23 protein-coding genes are annotated in these 21,728 nt (G+C 70.3%); 11 read left to right on the forward strand and 12 right to left on the reverse strand.

Features of this window, described 5'->3' with window-relative positions:
- The gene (locus tag MOX02_RS00110) at positions 1-1,005 is read right to left on the reverse strand and encodes an AAA family ATPase (protein ID WP_147023666.1); all 1,005 of its coding nucleotides are present in this window, start codon (positions 1,003-1,005) and stop codon (positions 1-3) included.
- 238 nt (positions 1,006-1,243) lie between these two features.
- On the opposite strand from MOX02_RS00110, the gene MOX02_RS00115 reads away from it, so the two are divergent.
- The 5 genes from MOX02_RS00115 to MOX02_RS00135 all read left to right on the forward strand — a co-directional run bounded on the left by MOX02_RS00115 (position 1,244) and on the right by MOX02_RS00135 (position 4,604).
- The gene (locus MOX02_RS00115) at positions 1,244-1,666 is read left to right on the forward strand and encodes a PaaI family thioesterase (RefSeq protein ID WP_147023667.1); all 423 of its coding nucleotides are present in this window, start codon (positions 1,244-1,246) and stop codon (positions 1,664-1,666) included.
- Positions 1,667-1,728: 62 nt separating this feature from the next.
- Positions 1,729-2,331, forward strand: a complete 603-nt coding sequence (locus tag MOX02_RS00120) for a DUF1285 domain-containing protein (protein ID WP_147023668.1) — start codon at positions 1,729-1,731, stop codon at positions 2,329-2,331.
- The gene (locus MOX02_RS00125; RefSeq protein ID WP_147023669.1) at positions 2,328-3,014 is read left to right on the forward strand and encodes a CoA pyrophosphatase; all 687 of its coding nucleotides are present in this window, start codon (positions 2,328-2,330) and stop codon (positions 3,012-3,014) included. The genes MOX02_RS00120 and MOX02_RS00125 overlap by 4 nt, the downstream gene beginning before the upstream one ends.
- A gap of 46 nt (positions 3,015-3,060) precedes the next feature.
- Positions 3,061-3,318 carry a DUF6111 family protein gene (locus MOX02_RS00130; RefSeq protein WP_147023670.1) on the forward strand — a complete coding sequence of 86 codons (258 nt, stop codon included), beginning with the start codon at positions 3,061-3,063 and terminating at the stop codon, positions 3,316-3,318.
- Between the two features lie 2 nt (positions 3,319-3,320).
- Entirely contained in the window at positions 3,321-4,604 is a 1,284-nt protein-coding gene (locus MOX02_RS00135) for a CCA tRNA nucleotidyltransferase (RefSeq protein WP_147023688.1), read from the forward strand.
- Positions 4,605-4,652: 48 nt separating this feature from the next.
- Here MOX02_RS00135 and atpC read toward each other — a convergent pair whose 3' ends face one another.
- The 7 genes from atpC to MOX02_RS00170 form a co-directional block, all read right to left on the reverse strand.
- Entirely contained in the window at positions 4,653-5,054 is a 402-nt protein-coding gene (gene atpC / locus MOX02_RS00140) for an ATP synthase F1 subunit epsilon (RefSeq protein ID WP_147023671.1), read from the reverse strand.
- Positions 5,055-5,204: 150 nt separating this feature from the next.
- Complete coding sequence (gene atpD / locus MOX02_RS00145) at positions 5,205-6,665, reverse strand: F0F1 ATP synthase subunit beta (RefSeq protein WP_147023672.1); 1,461 nt, start codon at positions 6,663-6,665, stop codon at positions 5,205-5,207.
- 45 nt (positions 6,666-6,710) lie between these two features.
- Positions 6,711-7,598, reverse strand: coding sequence for a F0F1 ATP synthase subunit gamma (locus tag MOX02_RS00150; RefSeq protein ID WP_147023673.1), 888 nt, complete (start codon positions 7,596-7,598; stop codon positions 6,711-6,713).
- Between the two features lie 80 nt (positions 7,599-7,678).
- Entirely contained in the window at positions 7,679-9,208 is a 1,530-nt protein-coding gene (atpA, locus tag MOX02_RS00155; protein WP_147023674.1) for a F0F1 ATP synthase subunit alpha, read from the reverse strand.
- A 62-nt stretch (positions 9,209-9,270) separates the two neighbouring features.
- On the reverse strand, positions 9,271-9,843 hold the full coding sequence (locus MOX02_RS00160; RefSeq protein ID WP_147023675.1) for a F0F1 ATP synthase subunit delta: 573 nt from the start codon (positions 9,841-9,843) through the stop codon (positions 9,271-9,273).
- A gap of 412 nt (positions 9,844-10,255) precedes the next feature.
- Positions 10,256-11,245: a dienelactone hydrolase family protein gene (locus tag MOX02_RS00165; protein ID WP_147023676.1), complete on the reverse strand. Its 990-nt coding sequence runs from the start codon at positions 11,243-11,245 to the stop codon at positions 10,256-10,258.
- A 149-nt stretch (positions 11,246-11,394) separates the two neighbouring features.
- Complete coding sequence (locus tag MOX02_RS00170) at positions 11,395-12,090, reverse strand: DsbA family protein (RefSeq protein ID WP_147023677.1); 696 nt, start codon at positions 12,088-12,090, stop codon at positions 11,395-11,397.
- A 251-nt stretch (positions 12,091-12,341) separates the two neighbouring features.
- Here MOX02_RS00170 and MOX02_RS00175 point away from each other — a divergent pair, with 251 nt between their 5' ends.
- Positions 12,342-13,103 carry an invasion associated locus B family protein gene (locus MOX02_RS00175; RefSeq protein WP_147023678.1) on the forward strand — a complete coding sequence of 254 codons (762 nt, stop codon included), beginning with the start codon at positions 12,342-12,344 and terminating at the stop codon, positions 13,101-13,103.
- Between the two features lie 39 nt (positions 13,104-13,142).
- Here the strand turns inward: MOX02_RS00175 and MOX02_RS00180 are convergent, their stop codons facing one another.
- The gene (locus MOX02_RS00180; RefSeq protein ID WP_147023679.1) at positions 13,143-13,769 is read right to left on the reverse strand and encodes a 2-hydroxychromene-2-carboxylate isomerase; all 627 of its coding nucleotides are present in this window, start codon (positions 13,767-13,769) and stop codon (positions 13,143-13,145) included.
- A 164-nt stretch (positions 13,770-13,933) separates the two neighbouring features.
- Between MOX02_RS00180 and MOX02_RS00185 the strand changes: the two genes are divergently transcribed.
- Positions 13,934-15,175 carry an argininosuccinate synthase gene (locus MOX02_RS00185; RefSeq protein WP_147023680.1) on the forward strand — a complete coding sequence of 414 codons (1,242 nt, stop codon included), beginning with the start codon at positions 13,934-13,936 and terminating at the stop codon, positions 15,173-15,175.
- 214 nt (positions 15,176-15,389) lie between these two features.
- Positions 15,390-15,635, forward strand: coding sequence for a hypothetical protein (locus MOX02_RS00190; protein ID WP_147023681.1), 246 nt, complete (start codon positions 15,390-15,392; stop codon positions 15,633-15,635).
- 6 nt (positions 15,636-15,641) lie between these two features.
- Here the strand turns inward: MOX02_RS00190 and mtgA are convergent, their stop codons facing one another.
- Positions 15,642-16,346, reverse strand: coding sequence for a monofunctional biosynthetic peptidoglycan transglycosylase (gene mtgA / locus MOX02_RS00195; protein WP_238178765.1), 705 nt, complete (start codon positions 16,344-16,346; stop codon positions 15,642-15,644).
- Positions 16,347-16,446: 100 nt separating this feature from the next.
- On the opposite strand from mtgA, the gene MOX02_RS00200 reads away from it, so the two are divergent.
- Both MOX02_RS00200 and leuB read left to right on the forward strand, forming a co-directional pair.
- Positions 16,447-17,433, forward strand: a complete 987-nt coding sequence (locus MOX02_RS00200; RefSeq protein ID WP_174804858.1) for a polyprenyl synthetase family protein — start codon at positions 16,447-16,449, stop codon at positions 17,431-17,433.
- Between the two features lie 83 nt (positions 17,434-17,516).
- The gene (gene leuB / locus MOX02_RS00205; protein WP_147023682.1) at positions 17,517-18,626 is read left to right on the forward strand and encodes a 3-isopropylmalate dehydrogenase; all 1,110 of its coding nucleotides are present in this window, start codon (positions 17,517-17,519) and stop codon (positions 18,624-18,626) included.
- An 87-nt stretch (positions 18,627-18,713) separates the two neighbouring features.
- Here leuB and MOX02_RS00210 read toward each other — a convergent pair whose 3' ends face one another.
- Positions 18,714-19,127: a hypothetical protein gene (locus MOX02_RS00210; RefSeq protein ID WP_147023683.1), complete on the reverse strand. Its 414-nt coding sequence runs from the start codon at positions 19,125-19,127 to the stop codon at positions 18,714-18,716.
- A 195-nt stretch (positions 19,128-19,322) separates the two neighbouring features.
- Positions 19,323-20,216 (reverse strand): hypothetical protein, encoded by an 894-nt coding sequence (locus MOX02_RS00215; RefSeq protein ID WP_147023684.1) that lies wholly within the window; start codon positions 20,214-20,216, stop codon positions 19,323-19,325.
- 394 nt (positions 20,217-20,610) lie between these two features.
- On the opposite strand from MOX02_RS00215, the gene MOX02_RS00220 reads away from it, so the two are divergent.
- On the forward strand, positions 20,611-21,645 hold the full coding sequence (locus MOX02_RS00220) for an aspartate-semialdehyde dehydrogenase (protein WP_147023685.1): 1,035 nt from the start codon (positions 20,611-20,613) through the stop codon (positions 21,643-21,645).
- The last annotated feature ends 83 nt before the right edge of the window (positions 21,646-21,728 follow it).

Raw genomic sequence — 21,728 nt, forward strand, 5'->3', positions numbered from 1 at the left:
CTAGAGCTTGCTCGCGAGTTGCCGGATCAGGCCCGGCACGGTCTCGCCGTCGGCGCGGGCGGCGAAGCTCAGCGCCATGCGGTGCTTCAGCACGGGCTCGGCGAGTGCCTTCACGTCGGCGACGGACGGAGCCACGCGGCCCTCGATGAGGGCGCGGGCACGGACGGCCAGCGTCAGCGCCTGGCTGGCGCGGGGGCCCGGCCCCCACAGGAGCTTGCCCTTGACGATGCCGTCGCCGCTGTCGGGACGGGCCGAGCGCACGAGATCGAGGATCGCCTCGACCACCGCCTCGCCGACCGGCAGCCGGCGAACGAGGCGCTGGGCGGTGAGGAGCTCCTCCGTCGTCATGACGGAACGTGCCCGGGTCTCCTCGATCCCCGTCGTCTCGATCAGGATGCGCCGCTCGGCCGCACGATCGGGGTAGCCGACGTCGATCTCGAGCAGGAAGCGGTCGAGCTGCGCCTCGGGCAGCGGATAGGTGCCCTCCTGCTCGATCGGGTTCTGCGTCGCGAGCACGTGGAAGGGCCGCGGCAGGTCGTGACGCTCGCCGGCCACGGAGACGAAGTGCTCCTGCATCGCCTGCAGCAGGGCCGACTGCGTGCGCGGACTCGCGCGGTTGATCTCGTCGGCCATCAGGAGTTGCGTGAAGACGGGCCCCTTCACGAAGCGGAAGGATCGGCGGCGGTCGGCGTCCTCGTCGAGGATCTCGGTGCCGAGAATGTCGGAGGGCATCAGGTCGGGGGTGAACTGGACGCGCCGCGCGTCGAGGCCGAGCACCGTGCCGAGCGTCTCGACGAGCTTCGTCTTGGCGAGGCCCGGCAGGCCGACGAGAAGGCCGTGGCCGCCGGCGAGGATCGTGACGAGGGCGAGGTCCACGACCTGCTCCTGGCCGAAGATCACGCCGTGGATCGCCTCCCGGGCCTTGCCGACCGCGGCGAGGCAGGATTCGGCGGTGGCGACAATGCCGTCGTCGAGGCTGGTGGCCGGCGATGAGCCGTGCGTCATGCGCGTCGTTTCCCGTCTCTCGCGACCCGATCGAAGGGCCTCGCGGTCGGTGTGCAGGGACCGTGCCCGGGCTGTGGCGCCGGGGACGCATCGAAGGGCCGGAGTGTGGCGTCCTTTTGGGCGGCCTGGCAAGGTCGGTTTCGCCGCAGCCGATTCCGCCCGGCGCACAGGCGCCGGATCAACCGGAGCCGTACCGAGTTGGGCTCTCGACCCGGCCGATCCGCTCGCAGAGACCGCCATGCCGCCAGAGACCGCGCAGCCGCCCGACCCCGCAGGCTGGACCGCCTTCGACGATCCCGGCTTCATCGCGCATGTCGGTCCGGTCTGGCACCGGGACGACGGCGCCTACGGGTTCCGCGCCGAGGAGAAGCACGCCAATCTGATCGGCGTCGTGCAGGGCGGCATGCTGATGACCTTCGCCGACCGGGCGCTCGGCGTGGCGGCGATGGCGGCGGCGGACGGCGCGAACTGCGTGACGATCCAGCTCGACATGCAGTTCGTCGGAGCCGGCCGCATCGGCGACTGGATCGAGGCCCGCCCCGAGATCGTGAAGCGCACCAACTCCCTCGTCTTCCTGCGCACGGACCTCACCCGCGGGACGGACACCGTCGCCAGCGCCACAGGCATCTGGAAGATCCTGCGCCGCAGGCCGGGAGGATGAGGGCGTATCCTGGACGCCTCGCGCGGATTGCCAGCGTCCGCACGACGCTATCTGATGCGCCCATGACAGCCGACACCCCATCGGACGAGGCCGCCCCGCCGGACCCGACGCTCAGCCGCCTCAGCGCCGCCCTCGGCACGCTGCCGAAGCGCGGGCCGCCGCCCGTCGAGACCTGGAACCCGCCCTATTGCGGCGCGATCGACATGCGCATCGCCGCCGACGGGACGTGGTTCCACAACGGCTCGCCGATCCGCCGTTCCGCCCTCGTGAAGCTCTTCGCCTCGATCCTGCGCCGGGAGCCGGACGGCCGCACCGTGCTCGTGACGCCGGTCGAGAGCGTCGGCATCACGGTGGACGACGCGCCCTTCGTGGCGGTCGAGATGGCGGTGGAGGGCACGGGCGAGGCGCGGCACATCGCTTTCCGCACCAACGTCGACGATCTCGTGCCCCTCGGCGCGGCGCACGCCCTCCGCTTCGAGCAGGACGAGGCCGGCGGCCTGCGGCCCTACATCCACGTCCGGCGCGACCTCTGGGCGCTGCTGACCCGCGCCCTCACCTACGACCTCGTGGCGCTGGGCGAGGAGCGCGTGATCGACGGCGTTCGCTGGTTCGGGCTCGCGGCCGCCGGCAGCTTCCATCCCATCGCACCGGCCGAGGCCGCATGAGCGCCGCGTCGCGTCCCGTGGCGGCGGCCGACTCCCGGTGCCTGCCGGGCGAGATCGCAGCGGAGGATTTCGTCGCTCGTGCCGAGGCGAGGCTCGCCCGCGAGCCGCCCGGTCCCTGCGATCCGACCTCGAACCCGCGCGGCGACCACTCCTTAGACCCGGAGGGCAAGGCCGTTGCGCCGCCCGGCCCGCACCGGCGCGCCGCCGTGCTGGTGCCGATCGTCCCGCGCTCCGGCAGCCTGTCCGTGCTCCTGACGAAGCGCGCACCGCACCTGCGCGATCACTCGGGCCAGATCGCGTTCCCCGGCGGCAAGATCGACCCGGACGACGAGACCCCGCGCCACGCCGCCCTGCGCGAGGCGGAGGAGGAGATCGGGCTCGCGCCCGATCGGGTGCGCGTGCTCGGCTATCTCGACCCCTATCTCTCGGCCACCGGCTTCCTCGTCGCGCCCGTGGTCGGCCTCGTCGATCCCGAGGCGCCCTTCGCGCCGAATCCGTCCGAGGTGGCCGAGATCTTCGAGGTTCCGCTCGCCTTTCTGATGGACCCGTCGCGCTACGCGCTGAACGCCCTCGTCTGGAAGGGGCGGCTGCGGCACTACTACGCGGTTCCTTTCGGAGAGCGGATGATCTGGGGCCTCACGGCCGGCATCCTGCACAATCTCCACCAGCGCTTATGTCTATGAGGCGTGGGCCCATCCGCCCACCCGCCCCACTGCCTGACCGGGTCCCATGCTGCGTCGCGTCCTGGAAGAGGTGGGCCTCTTCCTCATCCCCTTCCTCCTCTTCTTCGGCTACCTGCTGCTCGTCGGCCGCAATCCGTTTCACCGGGTTCACTGGGAAGCGCAGGTTTTCCGCCTCGTGCTGGCCGGGTTCGGCGTCGTGATCGCCTCCCTCATCCTCACCGGCCTGTTCTCCGAGCGCCATAGCGGCGGCTACGTGCCGGCGCACATGGAGAACGGGCGCCTCGTCCCGGGGCAGTTCCGGTGACGATACCGGAGAGCCTCGACGCGCCGGGCCTGAGCCGGCTTCTCGCCAGGCCGGGCGTGTCGGCGGTCCTGGCCGCACTGGACGCGCCCAGCGAGGAGACCCGCCTCGTCGGCGGCTGCGTGCGCGACGCACTCCTCGGCCGCGACGTCTCCGACATCGATCTCGCCACCACGCTGCTGCCCGCCGATACGATGGCACGGGCCGAGCGTGCGGGCCTGAAGGCGGTCCCGACCGGAATCGACCACGGGACCGTCACGGTGATCGCCGACGGCGACCCGTTCGAGGTGACGACCCTGCGCGAGGACATCGAGACGGACGGCCGGCACGCGGTGGTCCGGTTCGGGCGCGACTTCGTCCGTGATGCCAAGCGGCGCGACTTTACCATGAATGCCCTCTCGCTCGGGCCGGACGGAAGCCTCTACGACCTGACCGGCGGCCTCGCCGACCTCGCCGAGGGACGCGTGCGCTTCATCGGCGATCCGGACACGCGCATCCGCGAGGACGCGCTGCGCGTGCTGCGCTTCTTCCGCTTCCACGCCCGTTTCGGGGCTGACGCGCCGGACGCGGCCGGTCTCGACGCGTGCATCCGCGCTCGCGACGCGCTCGACGGGCTCTCGCGCGAGCGCGTGCGGGCGGAATTCCTGAAGACACTGATGACGCCCGGCGCGGTGGCGGCGATCGAGACCCTGAGCCGAACCGGGCTTCTGACGCGGCTGATCGCCGGGATCTGCGATCTCGGGCGCCTCGACCGCGCCGCGCGCGCAGGGCTCTGCGTCAACGGGCGGCTCGCGGCGGGCTTCGTGCTCAGCACCGTCGACGCGGAACGGCTGCGGCTTCGCCTGCGCCTCTCGAACGCTGAATTCGCGGTGCTGGTCGCCTACGCGCGGGCGCTGGCCGCCCTTCTCACGCCAGAGGCGATCGATGCCGCGGCGCTTCGCGCCCTCGCGGCCGAGCACGGCGCGCCCACGCTCGGGCGCGCTCTCACCGCTCTCGACGGCGAGCGGCGCCCTGCCCTGTCACCAGAGGCGCGAGCCCTGCTGCCCGCGCTGCTCGACCCCTCCGCGGCGCGGCCGGTGATGCCGCTGACCGGCGCCGATCTCGTGGCGCTCGGCCTCATGCCGGGTCCCCGGATCGGGCAGGCTCTCGCCGCCGCCCGCAGGTTATGGCTCGCTCGCGGCTGCCCGACGGACGCGGCCGCGCGCGAGGACCTGATCGCGACGGCACTGGGCGCGGACGCGGCTCGGCAGCCGGAGCCGGGCAGAAAGAAGCCCGCCGGCCCCGGCTGAGCCGGGATCGGCGGGCGACGACCTCTGGAAGGTCGGGATCAGCCTGGATCAGAGGCCCAGCGCGACCTTGGACTCCTGGAGCTGCACGATCTGGCCGTTCAGCTCCTCGCGCCGCTCCAGATCCTCGGTGGCGTCGCGCAGCAGCTCGATCGCCTCGATGTCGCGGTCGATCGAGGCCGGAGTCACCTCCTCGATGGGCGCCGCGCGCTCGGCGATCACGGTCACGCCCGTGGGCCCGATATCCGCGAAGCCGCCCCGGACCAGGATGCGCTTGCCGCTGTTCTGCTGCTCGGTGACGACGATCACGCCGACCTTGAGCGCGGTCAGCACGGGCGCGTGGCCCGGCAGGACGGTCATCTCGCCCTCGGTGCCCGGAAGCTGGACGGCCTCGACCTGGCCGGAGTAGAGCGTCCGCTCGGGGCCGACGAAATCGAACTGGAAGGTGGCCATCGGATCAGGGTCTCTTCGGATGCGCGCCGCCCGCGCGTCGGGAGGCGTTGCGGGAAGCGTCGAAGACGGGATCGGTGCCGACGAGACCGCGAGCCGCGGCGGCACCCTTCCCGAAGCCCTTCCCCCGTGCCGGGGGAAGGAGCGGGGGCCTTAGGCGGCCGCCGCGAGCTTCTTGGCCTTCTCCTTGGCCTCCTCGATCGTGCCGACCATGTAGAAGGCGGCTTCCGGGAGGTCGTCGAACTCGCCGCTCACGAGGCCCTTGAAGCCCTTGATCGTGTCCTCGAGGGCGACGAGCTTTCCGGGCGAGCCCGTGAAGACCTCGGCCACGTGGAAGGGCTGGCTCAGGAAGCGCTCGATCTTGCGGGCGCGGGCCACCGACAGCTTGTCCTCCTCCGAGAGCTCGTCCATGCCCAGGATCGCGATGATGTCCTGAAGCGCCTTGTAGCGCTGGAGGGTCTGCTGCACGCGGCGGGCGACGTCGTAGTGCTCCTCACCGAGGATCGCCGGGGAGAGCATGCGCGAGGTCGAGTCGAGCGGGTCCACCGCCGGGTAGATGCCTTTCTCGGCGATCGAGCGCGACAGCACGGTCGTGGCGTCGAGGTGGGCGAACGAGGCGGCGGGCGCCGGGTCGGTCAGGTCGTCGGCCGGCACGTAGATCGCCTGCACCGAGGTGATCGAGCCCTTCGTCGTGGTGGTGATGCGCTCCTGCAGGGCACCCATGTCGGTGGCGAGCGTCGGCTGATAGCCCACCGCCGAGGGGATGCGGCCGAGGAGCGCCGACACCTCGGAGCCCGCCTGCGTGAAGCGGAAGATGTTGTCGACGAAGAAGAGCACGTCCTGGCCCTCGTCGCGGAACTGCTCGGCGACCGTGAGGCCGGTCAGCGCGACGCGGGAACGGGCGCCGGGCGACTCGTTCATCTGGCCGTAGACCAGCGCGCACTTGGAGCCCTCGGCCGAGCCGTTGTGCTCCTTCGGGTCCATGTTCACCTTGGACTCGATCATCTCGTGGTAGAGATCGTTGCCCTCGCGGGTCCGCTCACCGACGCCCGCGAACACCGAGTAGCCCGAGTGGGCCTTCGCGATGTTGTTGATCAGCTCCATGATCAGCACGGTCTTGCCCACGCCGGCGCCGCCGAACAGGCCGATCTTGCCGCCCTTGGCGTAGGGGGCGAGCAGGTCCACGACCTTGATGCCCGTCACCAGGATCTGCGCCTCGGTCGACTGCTCGGCGTAGGAGGGGGCGGGCTGGTGGATCGCCCGGAAGGTGGTGGTCTCGATCGGGCCGGCCTCGTCGATCGGCTCGCCGATGACGTTCATGATGCGGCCGAGCGTGTTGGCGCCCACCGGCACTTTGATCGGCTCACCCGTGTCCGAGACCTCCTGGCCGCGCACGAGGCCCTCGGAGGTGTCCATGGCGACGCAGCGCACGGTGTTCTCGCCGAGCTGCTGGGCGACCTCGAGGACGAGGCGGGCGCCGTTGTTCTTGGTCTCGAGCGCGTTCAGGATCTCGGGCAGGTGACCGTCGAACTGCACGTCGACGACGGGGCCGATGACCTGGGTGATCTGGCCGACCTTGTTGGAGCCGGCGGCGGGGGAAGCGGTGTTCGCCATGATGTCCCTGTCCTTCAATTCTGTGCGGTCGGAGCTGCCGGTAGCCTAGAGGGCCTCGGCGCCCGAGATGATCTCGATCAGTTCCTTGGTGATCATGGCCTGACGCGTGCGGTTGTAGACCAGCGTCTGCTTCTTGATCATCTCGCCCGCATTGCGGGTTGCGGAATCCATGGCGCCCATGCGCGAGCCCTGCTCGGAGGCCGCGTTCTCCAAGAGCGCCCGGAAGACCTGAACGGTGAGGTTGCGCGGCAGCAGAGTCGCGAGGATCGCCTCCTCGCTCGGCTCGAACTCCATGGCGGAATCGGCCGGCGCGCCGGTGCTGCTCTCGCCGCTCTCCGGCAGCTCGGCGGGGATGAGCTTCTGCGCGGTCGGGATCTGCGAGATGACCGATCGGAACTCGGAGTAGAACAGCGTCGCCACGTCGAACTCGCCGGCCTCGAAACGGGCGAGGATCTTGTCGGCGATCTCCGAGGCGAATTCATAGTCGATCGGCTTGTTGCCGCGCAGATCCATGTTCTCGATGATCTGCTGCCGGAATTGGCGGCGCAGGATGTCGTAACCCTTCTTGCCGACGGTCATGATCTTGACCGTCTTACCCTCCGCCATGAGGCGGTTGGCGTGGTCGCGAGCGAGCCGCGCGATCGACGAGTTGAAGGCGCCGCAGAGGCCGCGGTCGGCGGTGCAGACGACGAGCAGGTGCACCCGGTCCTCGCCGGTGCCGGAGAGGAGCTTCGGCGCGCCGAAGCCGCCGACGAGGTTCCCGGCGAGGTTGCCGAGCACCTGGGCCATCTTCTCGGCGTAGGGACGCGCGCTCTCGGCGGCGTTCTGGGCGCGCCGCAGCTTGGCGGCGGCGACCATCTGCATCGCCTTGGTGATCTTCTGCGTCGCCTTCACCGACGTGATGCGGTTACGCAGATCCTTCAGACTCGGCATCGGGGGATTTCCAGGTGTGTCGCGGGCGGCTCAGGGCCGGGCGCGGGTGTCGCGCGCCCGGCTTCGGCGATCCGTCGGTCTTAGCTGAACGACTTCGAGATGCCCTCGACGACGCTCTTCAGCTTGCCCGCGTTCTCGTCGGAGAGGTCCTTCGAATCGCGGATGCCGGTGAGCAGGTCCTGGTGCTTGGAGCGGAGGGTCGAGAGGAGCTGGTCCTCGAAGGCCCGCACCTTGTTGACGGGAAGCTTGTCGAGGTAGCCGTTGACGCCGGCGTAGATCACCGCGACCTGCTCCTCCATCTTCAGCGGCGAGAATTGCGGCTGCTTCAGGAGCTCGGTGAGCCGCGAGCCGCGGTTCAGGAGCTGCTGGGTCGAGGCGTCGAGATCCGAGCCGAACTGCGCGAAGGCGGCCATCTCGCGGTACTGCGCGAGCTCGCCCTTGATCTTGCCGGCGACCTTCTTCATCGCCTTGGTCTGGGCGGCCGAGCCGACGCGCGACACCGAGAGTCCGACGTTCACCGCCGGGCGCACGCCCTGGTAGAACAGGTCGGTCTCGAGGAAGATCTGACCGTCGGTGATCGAGATGACGTTCGTCGGGATGTAGGCCGACACGTCGTTGGCCTGCGTCTCGATGACCGGCAGCGCGGTGAGCGAGCCGGCGCCCGCGGCGTCGCCCATCTTGGCGGCGCGCTCCAGCAGGCGGCTGTGAAGGTAGAACACGTCGCCCGGATACGCCTCGCGGCCCGGCGGGCGGCGCAGCAGCAGCGACATCTGGCGGTAGGCGACGGCCTGCTTGGAGAGGTCGTCGTACACGATCACGGCGTGCATGCCGTTGTCGCGGAAGTACTCGCCCATGGCGCAGCCCGAGAAGGGCGCGATGAACTGCATCGGCGCGGCGTCCGAAGCGGTCGCGGCGATGACGATCGAGTACTCGAGCGCGCCCTGGTCCTCGAGCACCTTCACGAACTGGGCGACGGTGGAGCGCTTCTGGCCCACCGCGACGTAGACGCAGTAGAGCTTGGCCTTCTCGTCCGTGCCCTGGTGGGCGGGCTTCTGGTTGAGGATCGTGTCGAGGGCGATCGCGGTCTTGCCGGTCTGGCGGTCGCCGATGATCAGCTCGCGCTGGCCGCGGCCGACCGGGATGAGGGCGTCGATGGCCTTGAGGCCGGTCGCCATCGGCTCGTGCACGGACTTGCGCGGGATGATGCCCGGAGCCTTCACGTCGACGCGGCGGCGCTCCTCGGCGACGATCGGGCCCTTGCCGTCGATCGGGTTGCCGAGGCCGTCCACGACGCGGCCGAGCAGGCCCTTGCCGACAGGCACGTCCACGATGGCGCCGGTGCGCTTGACCGTCTGGCCTTCCTTGATCTCGCGGTCGGAGCCGAAGATCACGATGCCGACGTTGTCCTGCTCGAGGTTGAGCGCCATGCCGCGCACGCCCGACTCGAACTCGACCATCTCGCCGGCCTGGACGTTGTCGAGGCCGTAGGCGCGGGCGATGCCGTCGCCGACGGACAGGACCTGACCGACCTCGGTGACCTCGGCCTCTTCACCGAAGTTCTTGATCTGCTCTTTCAGGATCGCGGAGATCTCGGCGGCGCGGATGTCCATCGTCGGGCCTCTTACTACAATCGTGTGTTGTCAGGGACGGGAGCGGGTTCGGCGTCCGACGCCTACCGGGCTTCCCGCATCGCAAGGCGAATTCCGTTGAGCTTGGTGCGCAGGCTGGCATCGACCATGCGGCTGCCGAGCTTCACCACAAGGCCGCCGATCAGGCTCGGGTCGACGTGCAGGTCGATGTCGACGTCGGACTTGGCAACGTCGCGCAGCGAGGACTTGATCTCCTCCAGCACTGCGTCGGAGGGCTTCTCGGCCACCCGCACCTCGGCGCGGACGATGCCCTTCGACTCGCGCACCAGGGCGCGGAAGGCGCGGATCATGTCGGGCAGGGCGAACAGGCGCCGGTTCGCGGCGGAGAGCCGGATGAAGTTGCCGGCGAGCCCGGAGATTCCGGCCTTGTCGAGGACGGCGCCGATCGCGGCGGCCTGCTCCTCGCCGGTGAAGACCGGGCTCCTCACGAGGCGGTTGAGGTCCGCGCTCTCCTTGAGGAGGCCGTCGAACCGGTCGAGATCCGCCGCAACGGCGTCGACCTGGCGCTCGTCGCGGGCCAACTCGAACAGGGCGGAGGCGTAGCGGCCCGCCACGCCTGCAACCAGGGGACCCGCTTCGGAACCGTTCTGCGCCACCCGCCGCTCTCTCTTATCCTTGCCCGGCTCCGGCCGGATCGCGCCTGCCTGGAGACGCTCGGCACTGGACCCTGGGTATTGGGAATGTGCCGGACACGCGGGGCGCGAGAAGCCCCTTTGCCGACGCGGCGACCGCCTAGCATGGGAGATGGGAGCGCGCAAGGCGATGCGGCCGACGCCGCGAACCGGCGTTGGGGCATTCCGCGCAGCCCGTTTCCGTGATGGTGAACGGTGGCGAAGGTTGGGCACGGAGCCGGCCGGCCGAGCGCCCGTTCTCAACAGCCGATCTCGACAGGCGTCGCGTCCTCGGCGCAGCGGCGACCGTCGGCGGGCGGGTGCCGAGGCGTCCGGTCCGCGTCCCGGGCGTGCTCCGGTGAGCGTGGCCTGCGCCGTGCGGGCGACCCGACCAGGATCAGGGCCGGAAGGCGGACTTGAGCTCCTCGGCCACCGCCGCGAGCGCCGCCTCGCGGAGGGCGTCGTCGGAGCCGATATGCGGGCCGGTCTCGACGCAGGGATCGCTGTAGGAGAAGGGCTCGCCGGTCCGCGCGTTCACGAGCCGACCTTCCGGCTCCTCGCGGATGGAGCAGTTGCGCACCGTCTGCGCGCCGGGCGAGACGGTCGGCTCGCGGGGACCGACCGGGTTGTCGAAGACGTGCTGGCCTCCCGGAAAGACGGTGATCGCGGCGTCCAGCCCGGCCTCGCGGAGCCGAGCGGCATAGGCGAGGCAGGGCCCGGCGGGGTTATAGTCGTCGGCGCCGGCCGCGAGGATGCGCACGGGCCTGGCGACGAGATCCGTATCCGCCTGGAAGGTGATCGAGCAGTCGGGATAGACGGGAAGGTAGATGGCGGGCGTCAGGCCGGAGCGATTCCAGGCGCGGTCGAACCGGGCGAGGCTGGCATAGAGGGCGGCCTGCCCTCCCCGCGAGAACCCCATCACGGCCACGCGGGCAGGGTCGACGCGCGGATGGTTGGCGAGCACGCCGAGCGCCCGGTAGATGTCGAGGATCAGGTTCGTGCGGGAGAGCAGGGCTTGGTTGGTGTTCACCACCGTGAGGCCGCGGCCGGTGAACCCATCGATGGCGAAGGTCGAGATGCCGCGCGCGTTCAGAGCACGCTCCCAGAACGCGATGTTCCCGCCAATGCCGCCGGAGCCGTGCATCAGCACGACGGTCGGAAGCCTGTCCTTGCCCGCCTTGGCGATGCGCAGGACGCCGGCGACGGTGACGGCACGGGCGCCGTCCGCCTGTCCGGAGAGGAACTGCTCGTCGGTGAGGGTGAGGCTCTGGATCGGGTGGATCTCGAAGCGCGGCGGGTAGATGCCGGCCTTGCTCAGCGCCTCGGCGGCCGTAGCGCCGTGCGCTGCCGCGAGCGCCCAGGCGACCGCAGCGAGCATGCGTCTCATAGCCGGCTTCTCCCCCCGTCGCCGGCAGCGTAGCAGGTCCGGTCCGGGCTGCCGAGCGCTCGCCCCTGCCGGCGGACCCGATCCGGCTAACGTTTCCGCGATCGGGAGCGTGGGCAGAGGCACCGGGTGTTCCGCTCGGGCGGCGGGTCTCAGCAGGCGATGCGGTCGCAGCGCCGCAGAGAGGCGATCATCCGGGCGAGCGAGCGGGCGCCGGGGTGGCCGAGGATGCCCGTGTTTCCGAGCACGTAGGAGGGCGTCGCGTAGAGCCCGAGATCGGCCGCCATCTTCATGTGACTCTTGAGGGCGGCGCGCACCTCCTCGCTGTCGGCGATGCCCTCTGCCTCCGGCTTCGGCAGGCCGAGGGCGGTGGCCGCGTCGAGAGCGCCCGGCCCGTCGATCCGGCCGGGCCTGCCGAGGAGCTGCCCGTAGAGGTTCCAGGCCGCCGCCGATCCGAGCTTGCGCTGCACGGCGAGGGCGACCTTGGCCGCCTGTGCCGACTGCACGGACAGGATCGGGTTGTGCACGAGTCCGATCCTCAGGGTGGGATCGCTCGACGCGAGCGAGGCGAGGTCGGCCCCCGCCTTCCGGCAATAGGGGCAGTTGAAGTCGAAGAACTCGTAGATCGTCGTCTCGGCCTCGCGGGGGCCAACATAGGTGACGCCGCGCAGGGCCGGGATCTCGCCGGTGATCTCGCCGGGCAGCCGCATGTTGGCAACCGCCCGGCCCTCGTCGCTCGTGGCGGTGTAGGATTGCCCGTAGCTCTGCGCGGCGGCGCGGCCGGTTCCGCCGATGATGACGGCGAGGCTGGCGGAGGCGACGAGGAATCGGCGGCGGTCGATCGGCATGGGTGCGGTTCCGGACAGCGCGGGTTGCCCGTAGAGCGGGGCAGGCTGATTAGCGGGTTTCCGGCCGCGATGCATCCGCCCGGGGCGCCACCATGAGCGGCGGCGCACCGCGTGTCGGCCGCATCATGTCTTCGCCTCATTCAGCGGGAAAGCAGGCCGACCTGCCGTGAGGGGCGCGCCCGAACCGCTCGCCCTCGTTCCGCTCCAGAGCGCACGGCTGGTTGCACGGTCAATCCGAAGGGTCCGTTCCGATGTTCTCAGCCCAGATCCAGACGTGCCGCCGGGGTGCCGCGCGCTTCGCGCTCTCCGGCGCGGCCCTCGCGGCTGCGCTCGCGGCGGGGCCGGTTCGGGCCGAGCAGGGCAATCCCGCCCCGCCTCCGCTGACCGCGCCCCCGATCATGGCGCCGATGCCCGGGCCGACCGGCCAGCAGCCGCCACAGGTCCTCAACGTCAAGCCCGAGCCGGGCCAGCCCGGCTGGATCAAGGTCTGCAACAAGGATCAGGCCGGCAACGATCTCTGCAGCACGACGCGCGACTTCGTCTCCGAGGGCGGCAAGCCCCTCATGGCGATCGCTCTCTACGAGATGCGCAGCGGGCAGACGAAGCAGGAGGCGCGCGTGGTGCGCTTCCTCGTGCCGCTCGGCATCATGATTCAGCCCGGCATCCGCTTCACCGTCGACGGGCAGCAGGCGACCACGGGCAAGTTCAACGCCTGCCTGCCGATCGGCTGCTTCTCGGAGGCGACGATCGGCCCGGACACCCTCGCGGCGCTCAAGAAGGGCGCAAGTCTGAAGCTCGCCGTGCTGAACCAGACGCAGCGCGAGCTTAACTTCATGGTGCCGCTCGCCGGCCTCGGCCCCACCCTCGACGGTCCGGCGATGACCGAGGAGGAGCAGAAGAAGTATCAGGCCGAGGTGGCGCGCCGCGCCGAGGAGGCGCGCAAGCTCCAGGAGACGGCCGGGGCTCCCGCGCCGGCCGAGAAGCCCGCGGCCGCAGCCGCGCCGAAGCCCTAAGGCGGTACGCCGGGCTCGAGTCGAGCCCGCGCGGCGCCCTCAGCGCAGGTCGCCCGGTCGCTCGCCCGCTGCCCAGGCCAGCGCCTGCTCCAGGCGGTCGTTGCCCCAGAACAGTTCGCCGTCGTCCGTGAGGAAAGTTGGGGCGCCGTAGATCCCGCGTGAGCGCGCTTCCTCCCCGGCGACGCGCAGCCGTGTCTTGTTGGCCTCGGCGGAGGCCCCCTTCAGCGTCAGGGTGCCATCGAGGCCGAGCCCGTCGAGGATCGCGACAACCGCGGCGGGCTCGGCGATCGAGCGGCCTTCCGCGAACTCGGCGGCGTAGACCGCCTTGCTGAAGGGGATCAGCCAGTCCTGATCGGCACCGGCGACGGCCACCCGCGTCGCCGCGAGGCTGTTCTGCGGGAATGGGTCCGGCCGACGCACCGGTGGCAGGCCGAGTCGGGCGGCCTCACGCTCCAGGTCGCGCCACATGTTGCGGCCCTTGGCCGGGTAGAGGTTGAAGGGCGAGGAGGTCCAGCCCTGCGCCGCGAAGATCGGCCCGAGCAGGAAGGGCCGCCACCGGACCGCCACGCCGGCGGCCTCGGCGAGCGCCTCGATCCGCATCGCGGCGAGGTAGGAATAGGTGGAGGCGAACTCGTACCAGAACTCGAGGGTCGGCCGCCGCGCCATGTCGGGGAATCTCCGGAGCGAGAGTGTGGGCTCAAACCTCCCCCAGGCCCGTGTCCGCGATAAGGCGGGCGGGCCTGAGCGAACGATCGAGACGGCCCGCCGGTTGCAGGGCCGGCCCCGCCACGATAAGCCGCCGCCACGCCCTGCGAACCGAGGCCGGATCCATGTCCCAGTCGTCCCAGAAGCCCGTCAGCAAGGTGGTCCTCGCCTATTCCGGCGGGCTCGACACCTCGATCATCCTGAAATGGCTGCAGACCACCTACGGGTGCGAGGTCGTGACCTTCACCGCCGATCTCGGCCAGGGGGAGGAGCTGGAGCCGGCGCGGCGGAAGGCGGAGCTTCTCGGCATCAAGCCTGAGAACATCTTCATCGAGGATCTGCGCGAGGAGTTCGTGCGGGACTACGTCTTCCCGATGTTCCGCGCGAACGCCCAGTACGAGGGCGTCTATCTCCTCGGCACATCCATCGCGCGGCCGCTGATCGCCAAGAAGCAGATCGAGATCGCCGAGCGGGTCGGGGCGGACGCCGTCTGCCACGGCGCCACCGGCAAGGGCAACGACCAGGTCCGGTTCGAGCTCGGCTACTACGCCCTGAAGCCCGACGTCACGGTGATCGCGCCCTGGCGCGAGTGGGACTTCCGCTCCCGCGAATCGCTGATCGCCTTCGCCGAGCAGCACCAGATCCCGATTGCCAAGGACAAGCGCGGCGAGAGCCCGTTCTCGGTGGACGCCAACCTCCTGCACGCCTCCTCGGAGGGCAAGGTGCTGGAGGACCCTGCCGAGGAGGTCCCGGACTACGTCTACTCGCGCACCCTCTCGCCCGAGGAGGCCCCCGACGCCCCCACCGTGATCACGATCGGCTTCGAGCGGGGCGACGCGGTCTCGATCGACGGGGAGGCGATGTCGCCCGCCACGCTGCTCGCCAAGCTGAACGAGTTCGGCCGCGCCAACGGCATCGGCCGCCTCGACCTCGTCGAGAACCGGTTCGTCGGCATGAAGAGCCGCGGCATGTACGAGACGCCCGGCGGCACCATCCTGCTGCCCGCCCACCGCGCCATCGAGTCGATCACGCTCGACCGCGGCGCGGCCCACCTCAAGGACGAGCTGATGCCGCGCTACGCGGAGCTCATCTACAACGGGTTCTGGTTCTCGCCGGAGCGCGAGATGCTGCAGGCGCTGATCGACCGGAGCCAGGAGCAGGTCACCGGCACGGTGCGCCTGAAGCTCTACAAGGGTGGCGTCCACGTGATCGGCCGCGACAGCCCGAACTCGCTCTACGACCAGGATCTCGTGACCTTCGAGGAGGGCGCTGTCGCCTACGACCATCGCGACGCAGCGGGCTTCATCAAGCTCAATGCCCTGCGCCTGCGCACCCTCGCCCAGCGGAAGAAGAAGCTCGGCACCTGACGGCGGTGAGCGGTACCTCGAACGCTCCGGCGGCCACCGTCGCACGTGGCGGACGCAGTCCTCAACGTCATCAGAAGTTGCTGAACTCTATTACTGTATACTTATAGTCGTAAAGTTCAGTTCTGATATTCAAGACCCTGTGAAGCGAGGTTTCAGGTAAAGGTCCAGCAAGGATCCTCGGGCAAGACAGTCTGCGGAGGCCCGAGATCGAACGATGTCCACGCTGAACATGACCTTGGCCGGAAACCGGTTTCGCCGCAGGGGCAGAGTCGAGGTCGACGGCCTCGCCGACCTGCCGGTCTTGATCCTGGCGATTTCCGAGGTCGGCGCGCGCTTCAGCGTGGCCGACCCCGCGCAGGTGCCGGGCGCCTTCACGCTGGTCATCGAGCCGCAGCAGATCCGGATGGCCTGCCAGACCCTGCGGCGCTCGGGTGACGAGGTCGGCGTCCGCTTCGACTGAACGGGATCACCCGCGCAGACAGCTCATCAGCCCTTCGACCTGCCCGAGGCGGCCCTGGATGCGCGCCGCGGCCGCGCGCACGCCGCGCGAGGGCTTGCCGGCGCTGCGCGCGATCGGGTTCGGCAGGGTCGCGGCGAGCAAAGCCGCCTCGCCGCGCGTGAGCGCCCTTGCATCCTTGCCGAACCAGTGCCGGGCGGCGGCCTGGGCGCCGAAGACCCCCTCCCCCCACTCGGCGACGTTCAGGTAGATCTCCATGACCCGGCGCTTGCCCCAGAGCGCGTCGGCCAGCATCGCGAGCGGGATCTCCAAACCCTTCCGGATGTAGGAGCGTCCCGGCCAGAGGAACACGTTCTTCACCGTCTGCATCGTGATGGTGGAAGCGCCCCGGCTCGGGCCCTCCTCGTCGTCGACCACGTCCCGAAGGGCCGTCCAGTCGACGCCGCGATGGGCACAGAAGCGCTGATCCTCCGAGGCGATCACCGCCTGCACGAGGTGCGGCGAGATCGCGTCGAGGGGCACGGCGGTGCGCTGAACGGGCTGGCCCGTCAACCATCGCCCGAGCATCAGGGTTGAGGGCGGCGTCAGCGCGCTATAGACGAGCGCGAGAAAAACGATGACGGCGAGGCCGAGAATGGGGAGGAGCAGGATCAGGCCGGCGACGCGCCGCGCCCGCCCGCGGCCGCCGCTGCGTGGGCGCCCGGCCAGCGGCAGGTCCCGTCCGCCGGGACCGGTCGCGGCGCCCTCTCGCCCGCGAGTTCGATCGATCCTCCCCACCGCGACACTTTCATTCCCGATCAAGGCCTGAGTCTCGATGACGACCCCGATGACCACCTCGACGTCCTCAACGCAAGCTTCCCACGCTTCGGTCAAGGCGGGCACGCCGGAGGATGCTTTTTCCCACAGGCTCGGCGCGGTGGCCGACGCGGTCGAGGCCTTCCTCGCCGACCGGCTCGGGCCCGAGGTGCAGCCGGGCGAGATCGCGCGGCCGCCCCGGCTGATGGAGGCGATGCGCCACGCGGTGCTCGGCGGCGGCAAGCGCCTGCGCCCGTTCCTCGCCGTGGAGACGGCGCGGATGCTGGGCGGCCCCGACGCGGGGGCGCTGGCGGCGGGCTCGGCGATCGAGCTCGTCCACTGCTACTCCCTCGTCCATGATGACCTGCCGGCCATGGACAACGACGACCTGCGCCGCGGCAAGCCCACCGTCCATCGAGCCTACGACGAGGCCACCGCGATCCTCGTCGGCGACGCCCTCCAGACCTTGGCATTCGAGATCCTCGCCGACTCGCGCTGGCAGACGGATGCGGGCGTGCGCTCTGACCTCGTCCTCGGCCTCGCCCGGGCCTCGGGCCTCGGCGGCATGGTCGGCGGCCAACTCCTCGACCTCGGCGCGGAAGGGCGCTTCGGTCCGATCGCCGTCGACGTCGACGACACCCTGAAACTCCAGGCCATGAAGACTGGGGCGATCCTCGCCTTCTCGGTCGAAGCCGGCGCCATCGTCGGCGGTGCGAGTCCCGACGAGCGGGCCGCTCTCCTTCGCTACGGCCTCGCCCTCGGTCAGGCCTTCCAGATCGCCGACGACATCCTCGACCGCGAGGCCTCGCCCGAGGCAATGGGCAAGGCCACCGGCAAGGACAAGGAGGCCGGCAAGGCGACCCTGGTCGACCGGCTCGGTCTCGACGGCGCCCGCGCGGAGTGCGACCGACTCGTCGGCGTCTGTGAGGAGGCCGTCTCGCGCTGGGGCACGAAAGCCGAGATCCTGCGCGAAGCCGCCCGCTTCACCGTCGCCCGCAAGGCCTGACCGGACCGATCCCCGCTTGCCAAGGACCGGGCCGCGCCGATAGAGCCGCGCGGCGCGTTCCCCCATTTCAGACGAGTTCCGCCATGACGACCTACAAGCTTCTCCTCCTGCCCGGCGACGGCATCGGTCCCGAGGTGATGGCTCAGGTGGAGCGGGTGGTGGGCGCGCTCGGCGAGCTCGGCATCGCGTCGTTCGAGACCGAGACCGACCTCGTCGGCGGCGCGGCGATCGACGTCCACGGCAAGCCGCTGGCCGACGAGACGCTGGCGCGGGCCGACGCGGCCGACGCGATCCTGCTCGGCGCTGTCGGCGGTCCGAAATGGAACGGCGTCGCCTACGACATCCGTCCCGAGGCAGGACTGCTGCGCCTGCGCAAGGATCTCGGCCTGTTCGCGAACCTGCGCCCGGCGCTCTGCTACCCGGCGCTCGCCGACGCCTCGGCCCTCAAGCGCGAGCTCGTCGAGGGCCTCGACATCATGATCGTGCGCGAGCTCACCGGCGGCGTCTACTTCGGCGAGCCGAAGGAAATCACTGTTCAGGCCGACGGCTCGAAGCGGGCCGTGGACACTCAGGTCTACACCACGGCCGAGATCGAGCGGATCGCCCACGTGGCCTTCGACCTCGCGCGCAAGCGCTCGGGCCGCGTCGCCTCGGCCGAGAAGCACAACGTCATGAAGTCCGGCGTCCTCTGGAAGGAGGTCGTGACGAAGGTCCACGCCGAGCACTATACCGACGTCCAGCTCGAGCACATCCTCGCCGACAATTGCGCCATGCAGCTCGTACGGCGGCCCAAGCAGTTCGACGTGCTGGTGACCGACAACCTGTTCGGCGACATCCTGTCGGACGCCGCCGCCATGCTGACGGGCTCGCTCGGCATGCTGCCCTCCGCCTCCCTCGGCGCGGTCGATGCCCGCGGCACCCGAAAGGCTCTCTACGAGCCGGTGCACGGCTCCGCGCCCGACATCGCCGGCCAGGACATCGCCAACCCGCTCGCCATGATCGGCTCGCTCGCCATGTGCCTGCGCTACTCGTTCGGCCTCGGCGAGGCCGCGGATCTCCTCGACGGCGCCATCACCGCCGCGCTTGCCGGCGGCGCCCGCACGAAGGACATCGCGGGCGCCGGCGCCAAGGTGCTCGGCACCGCCGGAATGGGCGAGGCCGTGATCGCCGCCCTGCGGTCGCGGGCGCGCTGAGGCCGCGGCACCGACCTCCCCGAAAGGGCTCGGAACGAGAAAGGGCGCCCCGCGGGGCGCCCTTTCGCTATTCGGCTCTCGTCCGACTCAGTACGGGTTGCCGTAGCGCGAGACGTAGGAGGTTGGGTCGATCGCGTCGACGGCCGAGAAGTCGATGTTGCGGATTGCGGAGGAACGGGCTCCGATGAACGGCCCGTTGGTGATCGGGTCGGGCAGGATGCCGCCGCCGAAGCGGTCGTTGCGGCCCCAGACCGGGTTCAGCTGGTTCGAGGCGGCGATGAGCTGCGGGTTGGTGGCCGGGTTGCCGAGGCCGCCGGCGGTGCTGCCCGGCTCGACCACGTTACCGGCATCCAGCCAGCTACGGGGACGGATGCGGATCGGGAGCGGCTGGCTGACCCGGTAGCCCGCCGGCGCGTAGCGCCCCTGAGCATCCGCGGCAGTGCTGAGGCCGAGGCCGGCAACGGCGAGGGCTCCCATGAGGGCAATCTTGAACGAGCGCATGACGCACCTTGGTTAAATTCGGGCTGATCCTGGCACCGAAGGGTTAAGGGCCTCTCACGAAGCGTCCCGAGCAGGCGCCCGGACTGTCCGCGAAGGGGTCTCCCGGTCCTCGGCTTGTCTGTGGAGAAGACGTGCGAGCGGAGCCGTAGTTCCCAGTCCACGGCCCAGCTTGCACGTTTTTGCCCAGATTTCGCCTTATTTTTTCGTTGGCGTTCGGCGCAGCGCCGCGATGGAGCCAGTCTGACCTGACTTCTCGGCCAAGGCCTCGCCTGTCGCTGAGGCCTCGCTCGGGCCGCGGCAGCCGGTATCGCGCCGTACATCTGCCTCTCGGAACACGGCCTCCGTCGCCGGGTCCGCGTGGCCATCGAGGGCGAGCGCGTCGAGGGCGCAGGCCAGCGCCCGCGGCTCCGGCGGCTGGCCGAGCGGTGCGCAGAGCCAGCCCTCGAGGCGCGCGGGCGCCGCCTCCAAGCTGACGAAGCCTGTGCAGGTGCGGCTCATCCGGCCCGCCAGCACCGTCTCCAGGGTCTCGACGGCACCGAATTTGGAGGCCATCCGGCCGCGCTCGCCCGTACGGGTCACGGAGAGGCCGGGGCCGTCCGCGGCGCGGCGCGCGAGGGTGACGAACAGGCTCGGAGCGGGGTCTGCCGTCGTGCCCTGCGTCAGCGTCACGCGCAGGTGCGCCTCCTCGATCGCGTCGAAATCGCCGCGGGAGAGGCTTGCCTCGCGCTGGGACGTCGCCGCGTTGACGCGGGCCGGCTCGACCCGCGTGACCTCGATTCCCTCCGCCGCGTCGAGCCGCAGGCGGGGGCCCGACTCCGAGAGCGGGACCGCGGGACGCACTGGCAGCGCCGCCGCCGGCACGAAGGCCACCGCGAGCGGCTGCTCGGCCTCACGCTGCGGCACCGGCGGGTTCGTGCGGATCGTCTCCCGGGCGTAGAGGCTCAGCACAGTGATCACCGCGGCGGCTGCGGCAGCGCGGACCGCGAAGCGACCGAGTCCGAACGGAGGCCGGGCCGGCGCCGGGAGGTCGCCCTCCGGCGGGGCATCGTCGCTGTCATCGAATCGGGGTTCGTGGCGTTGTCTCGTCATCGGCGTCTCGGGTCGGCTGGCGCGGGCTCCGGATGATCGTCCGGGCGCGATGATCGACTGCTTGGCTCGCCATGGGGTTTCCGCGCCGCGGTTGCCGGCGCCTTTCTGCGGTCTCGGTGAATCGAGCGTTTTCGGTCAGGGCGCGGGCCGGATGTCGCGCGAGCGCCCTTGACAGGCGCGCGAACCGAGAGTCTTGCTCTCGCCGGCCGGAGGACCCACCTCGGACGAGAGGGGGTCGCGAGGCCCGTTTCCGGCGCGCAGGCGCCGCGGTCGCGCCCTCTACGGCCGCTGAAGGTGCGCGGCCGGGCCGCCCGATCGGCGGAGAGGCACCCGGGGCCGTCGCGCGAGCGCCGCGTGGCCGCGGGTCTGCAAGGTTCCAAGCGGAGTTGGAGAGATGGGTTACAAGGTCGCCGTCGTCGGTGCCACGGGTAATGTGGGCCGCGAGATGCTCGACATCCTGGCCGAACGCGCCTTCCCGGCCGACGAGGTCGTGGCGCTGGCCTCGCGCCGGAGCCAGGGGCAGGACGTCTCGTTCGGCGACAAGATCCTGAAGGTCAAAGCCCTCGACACCTACGATTTCTCGGACACGGACATCTGCCTGATGTCGGCCGGCGGCGAAGCCTCGAAGGAGTGGAGCCCCCGCATCGGCAGCCAGGGCTGCGTCGTGATCGATAACTCCTCGGCCTTCCGCTACGACTCGGACGTGCCGCTGATCGTGCCCGAGGTGAACGCCGACGCGATCACGGGCTTCACCAAGAAGAACATCATCGCCAACCCGAACTGCTCGACGGCGCAGCTCGTCGTGGCCCTGAAGCCGCTGCACGAGGCGGCCACGATCAAGCGGGTCGTCGTCTCGACCTATCAGTCCGTCTCCGGCGCCGGCAAGGACGCCATGGACGAGCTCTTCAACCAGACCCGCTCCGTCTTCACGGCGGGCGAGGTGAAGGTCGAGAAGTTCTCCAAGCGCATCGCCTTCAATGTCATCCCCCACATCGACGTGTTCATGGAGGACGGCTACACGAAGGAAGAGTGGAAGATGGTCGCCGAGACCAAGAAGATGCTCGACCCGAAGATCAAGCTCACGGCCACCGCCGTGCGCGTGCCGGTCTTCATCGGGCACTCGGAATCGGTGAATGTCGAGTTCGAGCGCCCGCTCTCGCCCGAGCAGGCCACTGAGATCCTGCGCGCGGCACCGGGCGTGCTCGTCGTCGACAAGCGCGAGCCCGGCGGCTACATCACGCCCCACGAGGCTGCGGGCGAGGACGCGACCTACATCTCCCGCATCCGCGAGGACGCGACCGTCGAGAACGGCCTCGCCTTCTGGTGCGTCTCGGACAACCTGCGCAAGGGTGCGGCGCTGAACGCGGTGCAAATCGCCGAGGTGCTGATCAACCGCAAGCTCCTCAACAAGGCCAAGCAGGCCGCCTGACACCGCCTACTCTTCAACCATTCGAACCAGCGCCGTCCCGCCATGCGGGGCGGCGCTCTTCATTTGCCCCCCCCCCCCCCCCC

Origin of the sequence: Methylobacterium oxalidis (assembly GCF_007992195.1) — a bacterium.
GTDB classification, from domain to species: Bacteria; Pseudomonadota; Alphaproteobacteria; order Rhizobiales; family Beijerinckiaceae; genus Methylobacterium; species Methylobacterium oxalidis.

Coding starts and splice junctions, on each gene's coding strand:
- atpA (WP_147023674.1), bottom strand. CDS start 9,208: ATGGACATCCGCGCCGCCGAGATCTCCGCGATCCTGAAAGAGCAGATC.
- MOX02_RS00165 (WP_147023676.1), bottom strand. CDS start 11,245: ATGAGACGCATGCTCGCTGCGGTCGCCTGGGCGCTCGCGGCAGCGCAC.
- MOX02_RS00125 (WP_147023669.1), top strand. CDS start 2,328: ATGAGCGCCGCGTCGCGTCCCGTGGCGGCGGCCGACTCCCGGTGCCTG.
- MOX02_RS00185 (WP_147023680.1), top strand. CDS start 13,934: ATGTCCCAGTCGTCCCAGAAGCCCGTCAGCAAGGTGGTCCTCGCCTAT.
- MOX02_RS00180 (WP_147023679.1), bottom strand. CDS start 13,769: ATGGCGCGGCGGCCGACCCTCGAGTTCTGGTACGAGTTCGCCTCCACC.
- MOX02_RS00175 (WP_147023678.1), top strand. CDS start 12,342: ATGTTCTCAGCCCAGATCCAGACGTGCCGCCGGGGTGCCGCGCGCTTC.
- atpD (WP_147023672.1), bottom strand. CDS start 6,665: ATGGCGAACACCGCTTCCCCCGCCGCCGGCTCCAACAAGGTCGGCCAG.
- MOX02_RS00110 (WP_147023666.1), bottom strand. CDS start 1,005: ATGACGCACGGCTCATCGCCGGCCACCAGCCTCGACGACGGCATTGTC.
- leuB (WP_147023682.1), top strand. CDS start 17,517: ATGACGACCTACAAGCTTCTCCTCCTGCCCGGCGACGGCATCGGTCCC.
- MOX02_RS00150 (WP_147023673.1), bottom strand. CDS start 7,598: ATGCCGAGTCTGAAGGATCTGCGTAACCGCATCACGTCGGTGAAGGCG.
- MOX02_RS00210 (WP_147023683.1), bottom strand. CDS start 19,127: ATGCGCTCGTTCAAGATTGCCCTCATGGGAGCCCTCGCCGTTGCCGGC.
- MOX02_RS00130 (WP_147023670.1), top strand. CDS start 3,061: ATGCTGCGTCGCGTCCTGGAAGAGGTGGGCCTCTTCCTCATCCCCTTC.
- MOX02_RS00220 (WP_147023685.1), top strand. CDS start 20,611: ATGGGTTACAAGGTCGCCGTCGTCGGTGCCACGGGTAATGTGGGCCGC.
- MOX02_RS00170 (WP_147023677.1), bottom strand. CDS start 12,090: ATGCCGATCGACCGCCGCCGATTCCTCGTCGCCTCCGCCAGCCTCGCC.
- atpC (WP_147023671.1), bottom strand. CDS start 5,054: ATGGCCACCTTCCAGTTCGATTTCGTCGGCCCCGAGCGGACGCTCTAC.
- MOX02_RS00120 (WP_147023668.1), top strand. CDS start 1,729: ATGACAGCCGACACCCCATCGGACGAGGCCGCCCCGCCGGACCCGACG.
- MOX02_RS00215 (WP_147023684.1), bottom strand. CDS start 20,216: ATGACGAGACAACGCCACGAACCCCGATTCGATGACAGCGACGATGCC.
- MOX02_RS00200 (WP_174804858.1), top strand. CDS start 16,447: ATGACGACCCCGATGACCACCTCGACGTCCTCAACGCAAGCTTCCCAC.
- MOX02_RS00190 (WP_147023681.1), top strand. CDS start 15,390: ATGTCCACGCTGAACATGACCTTGGCCGGAAACCGGTTTCGCCGCAGG.
- MOX02_RS00115 (WP_147023667.1), top strand. CDS start 1,244: ATGCCGCCAGAGACCGCGCAGCCGCCCGACCCCGCAGGCTGGACCGCC.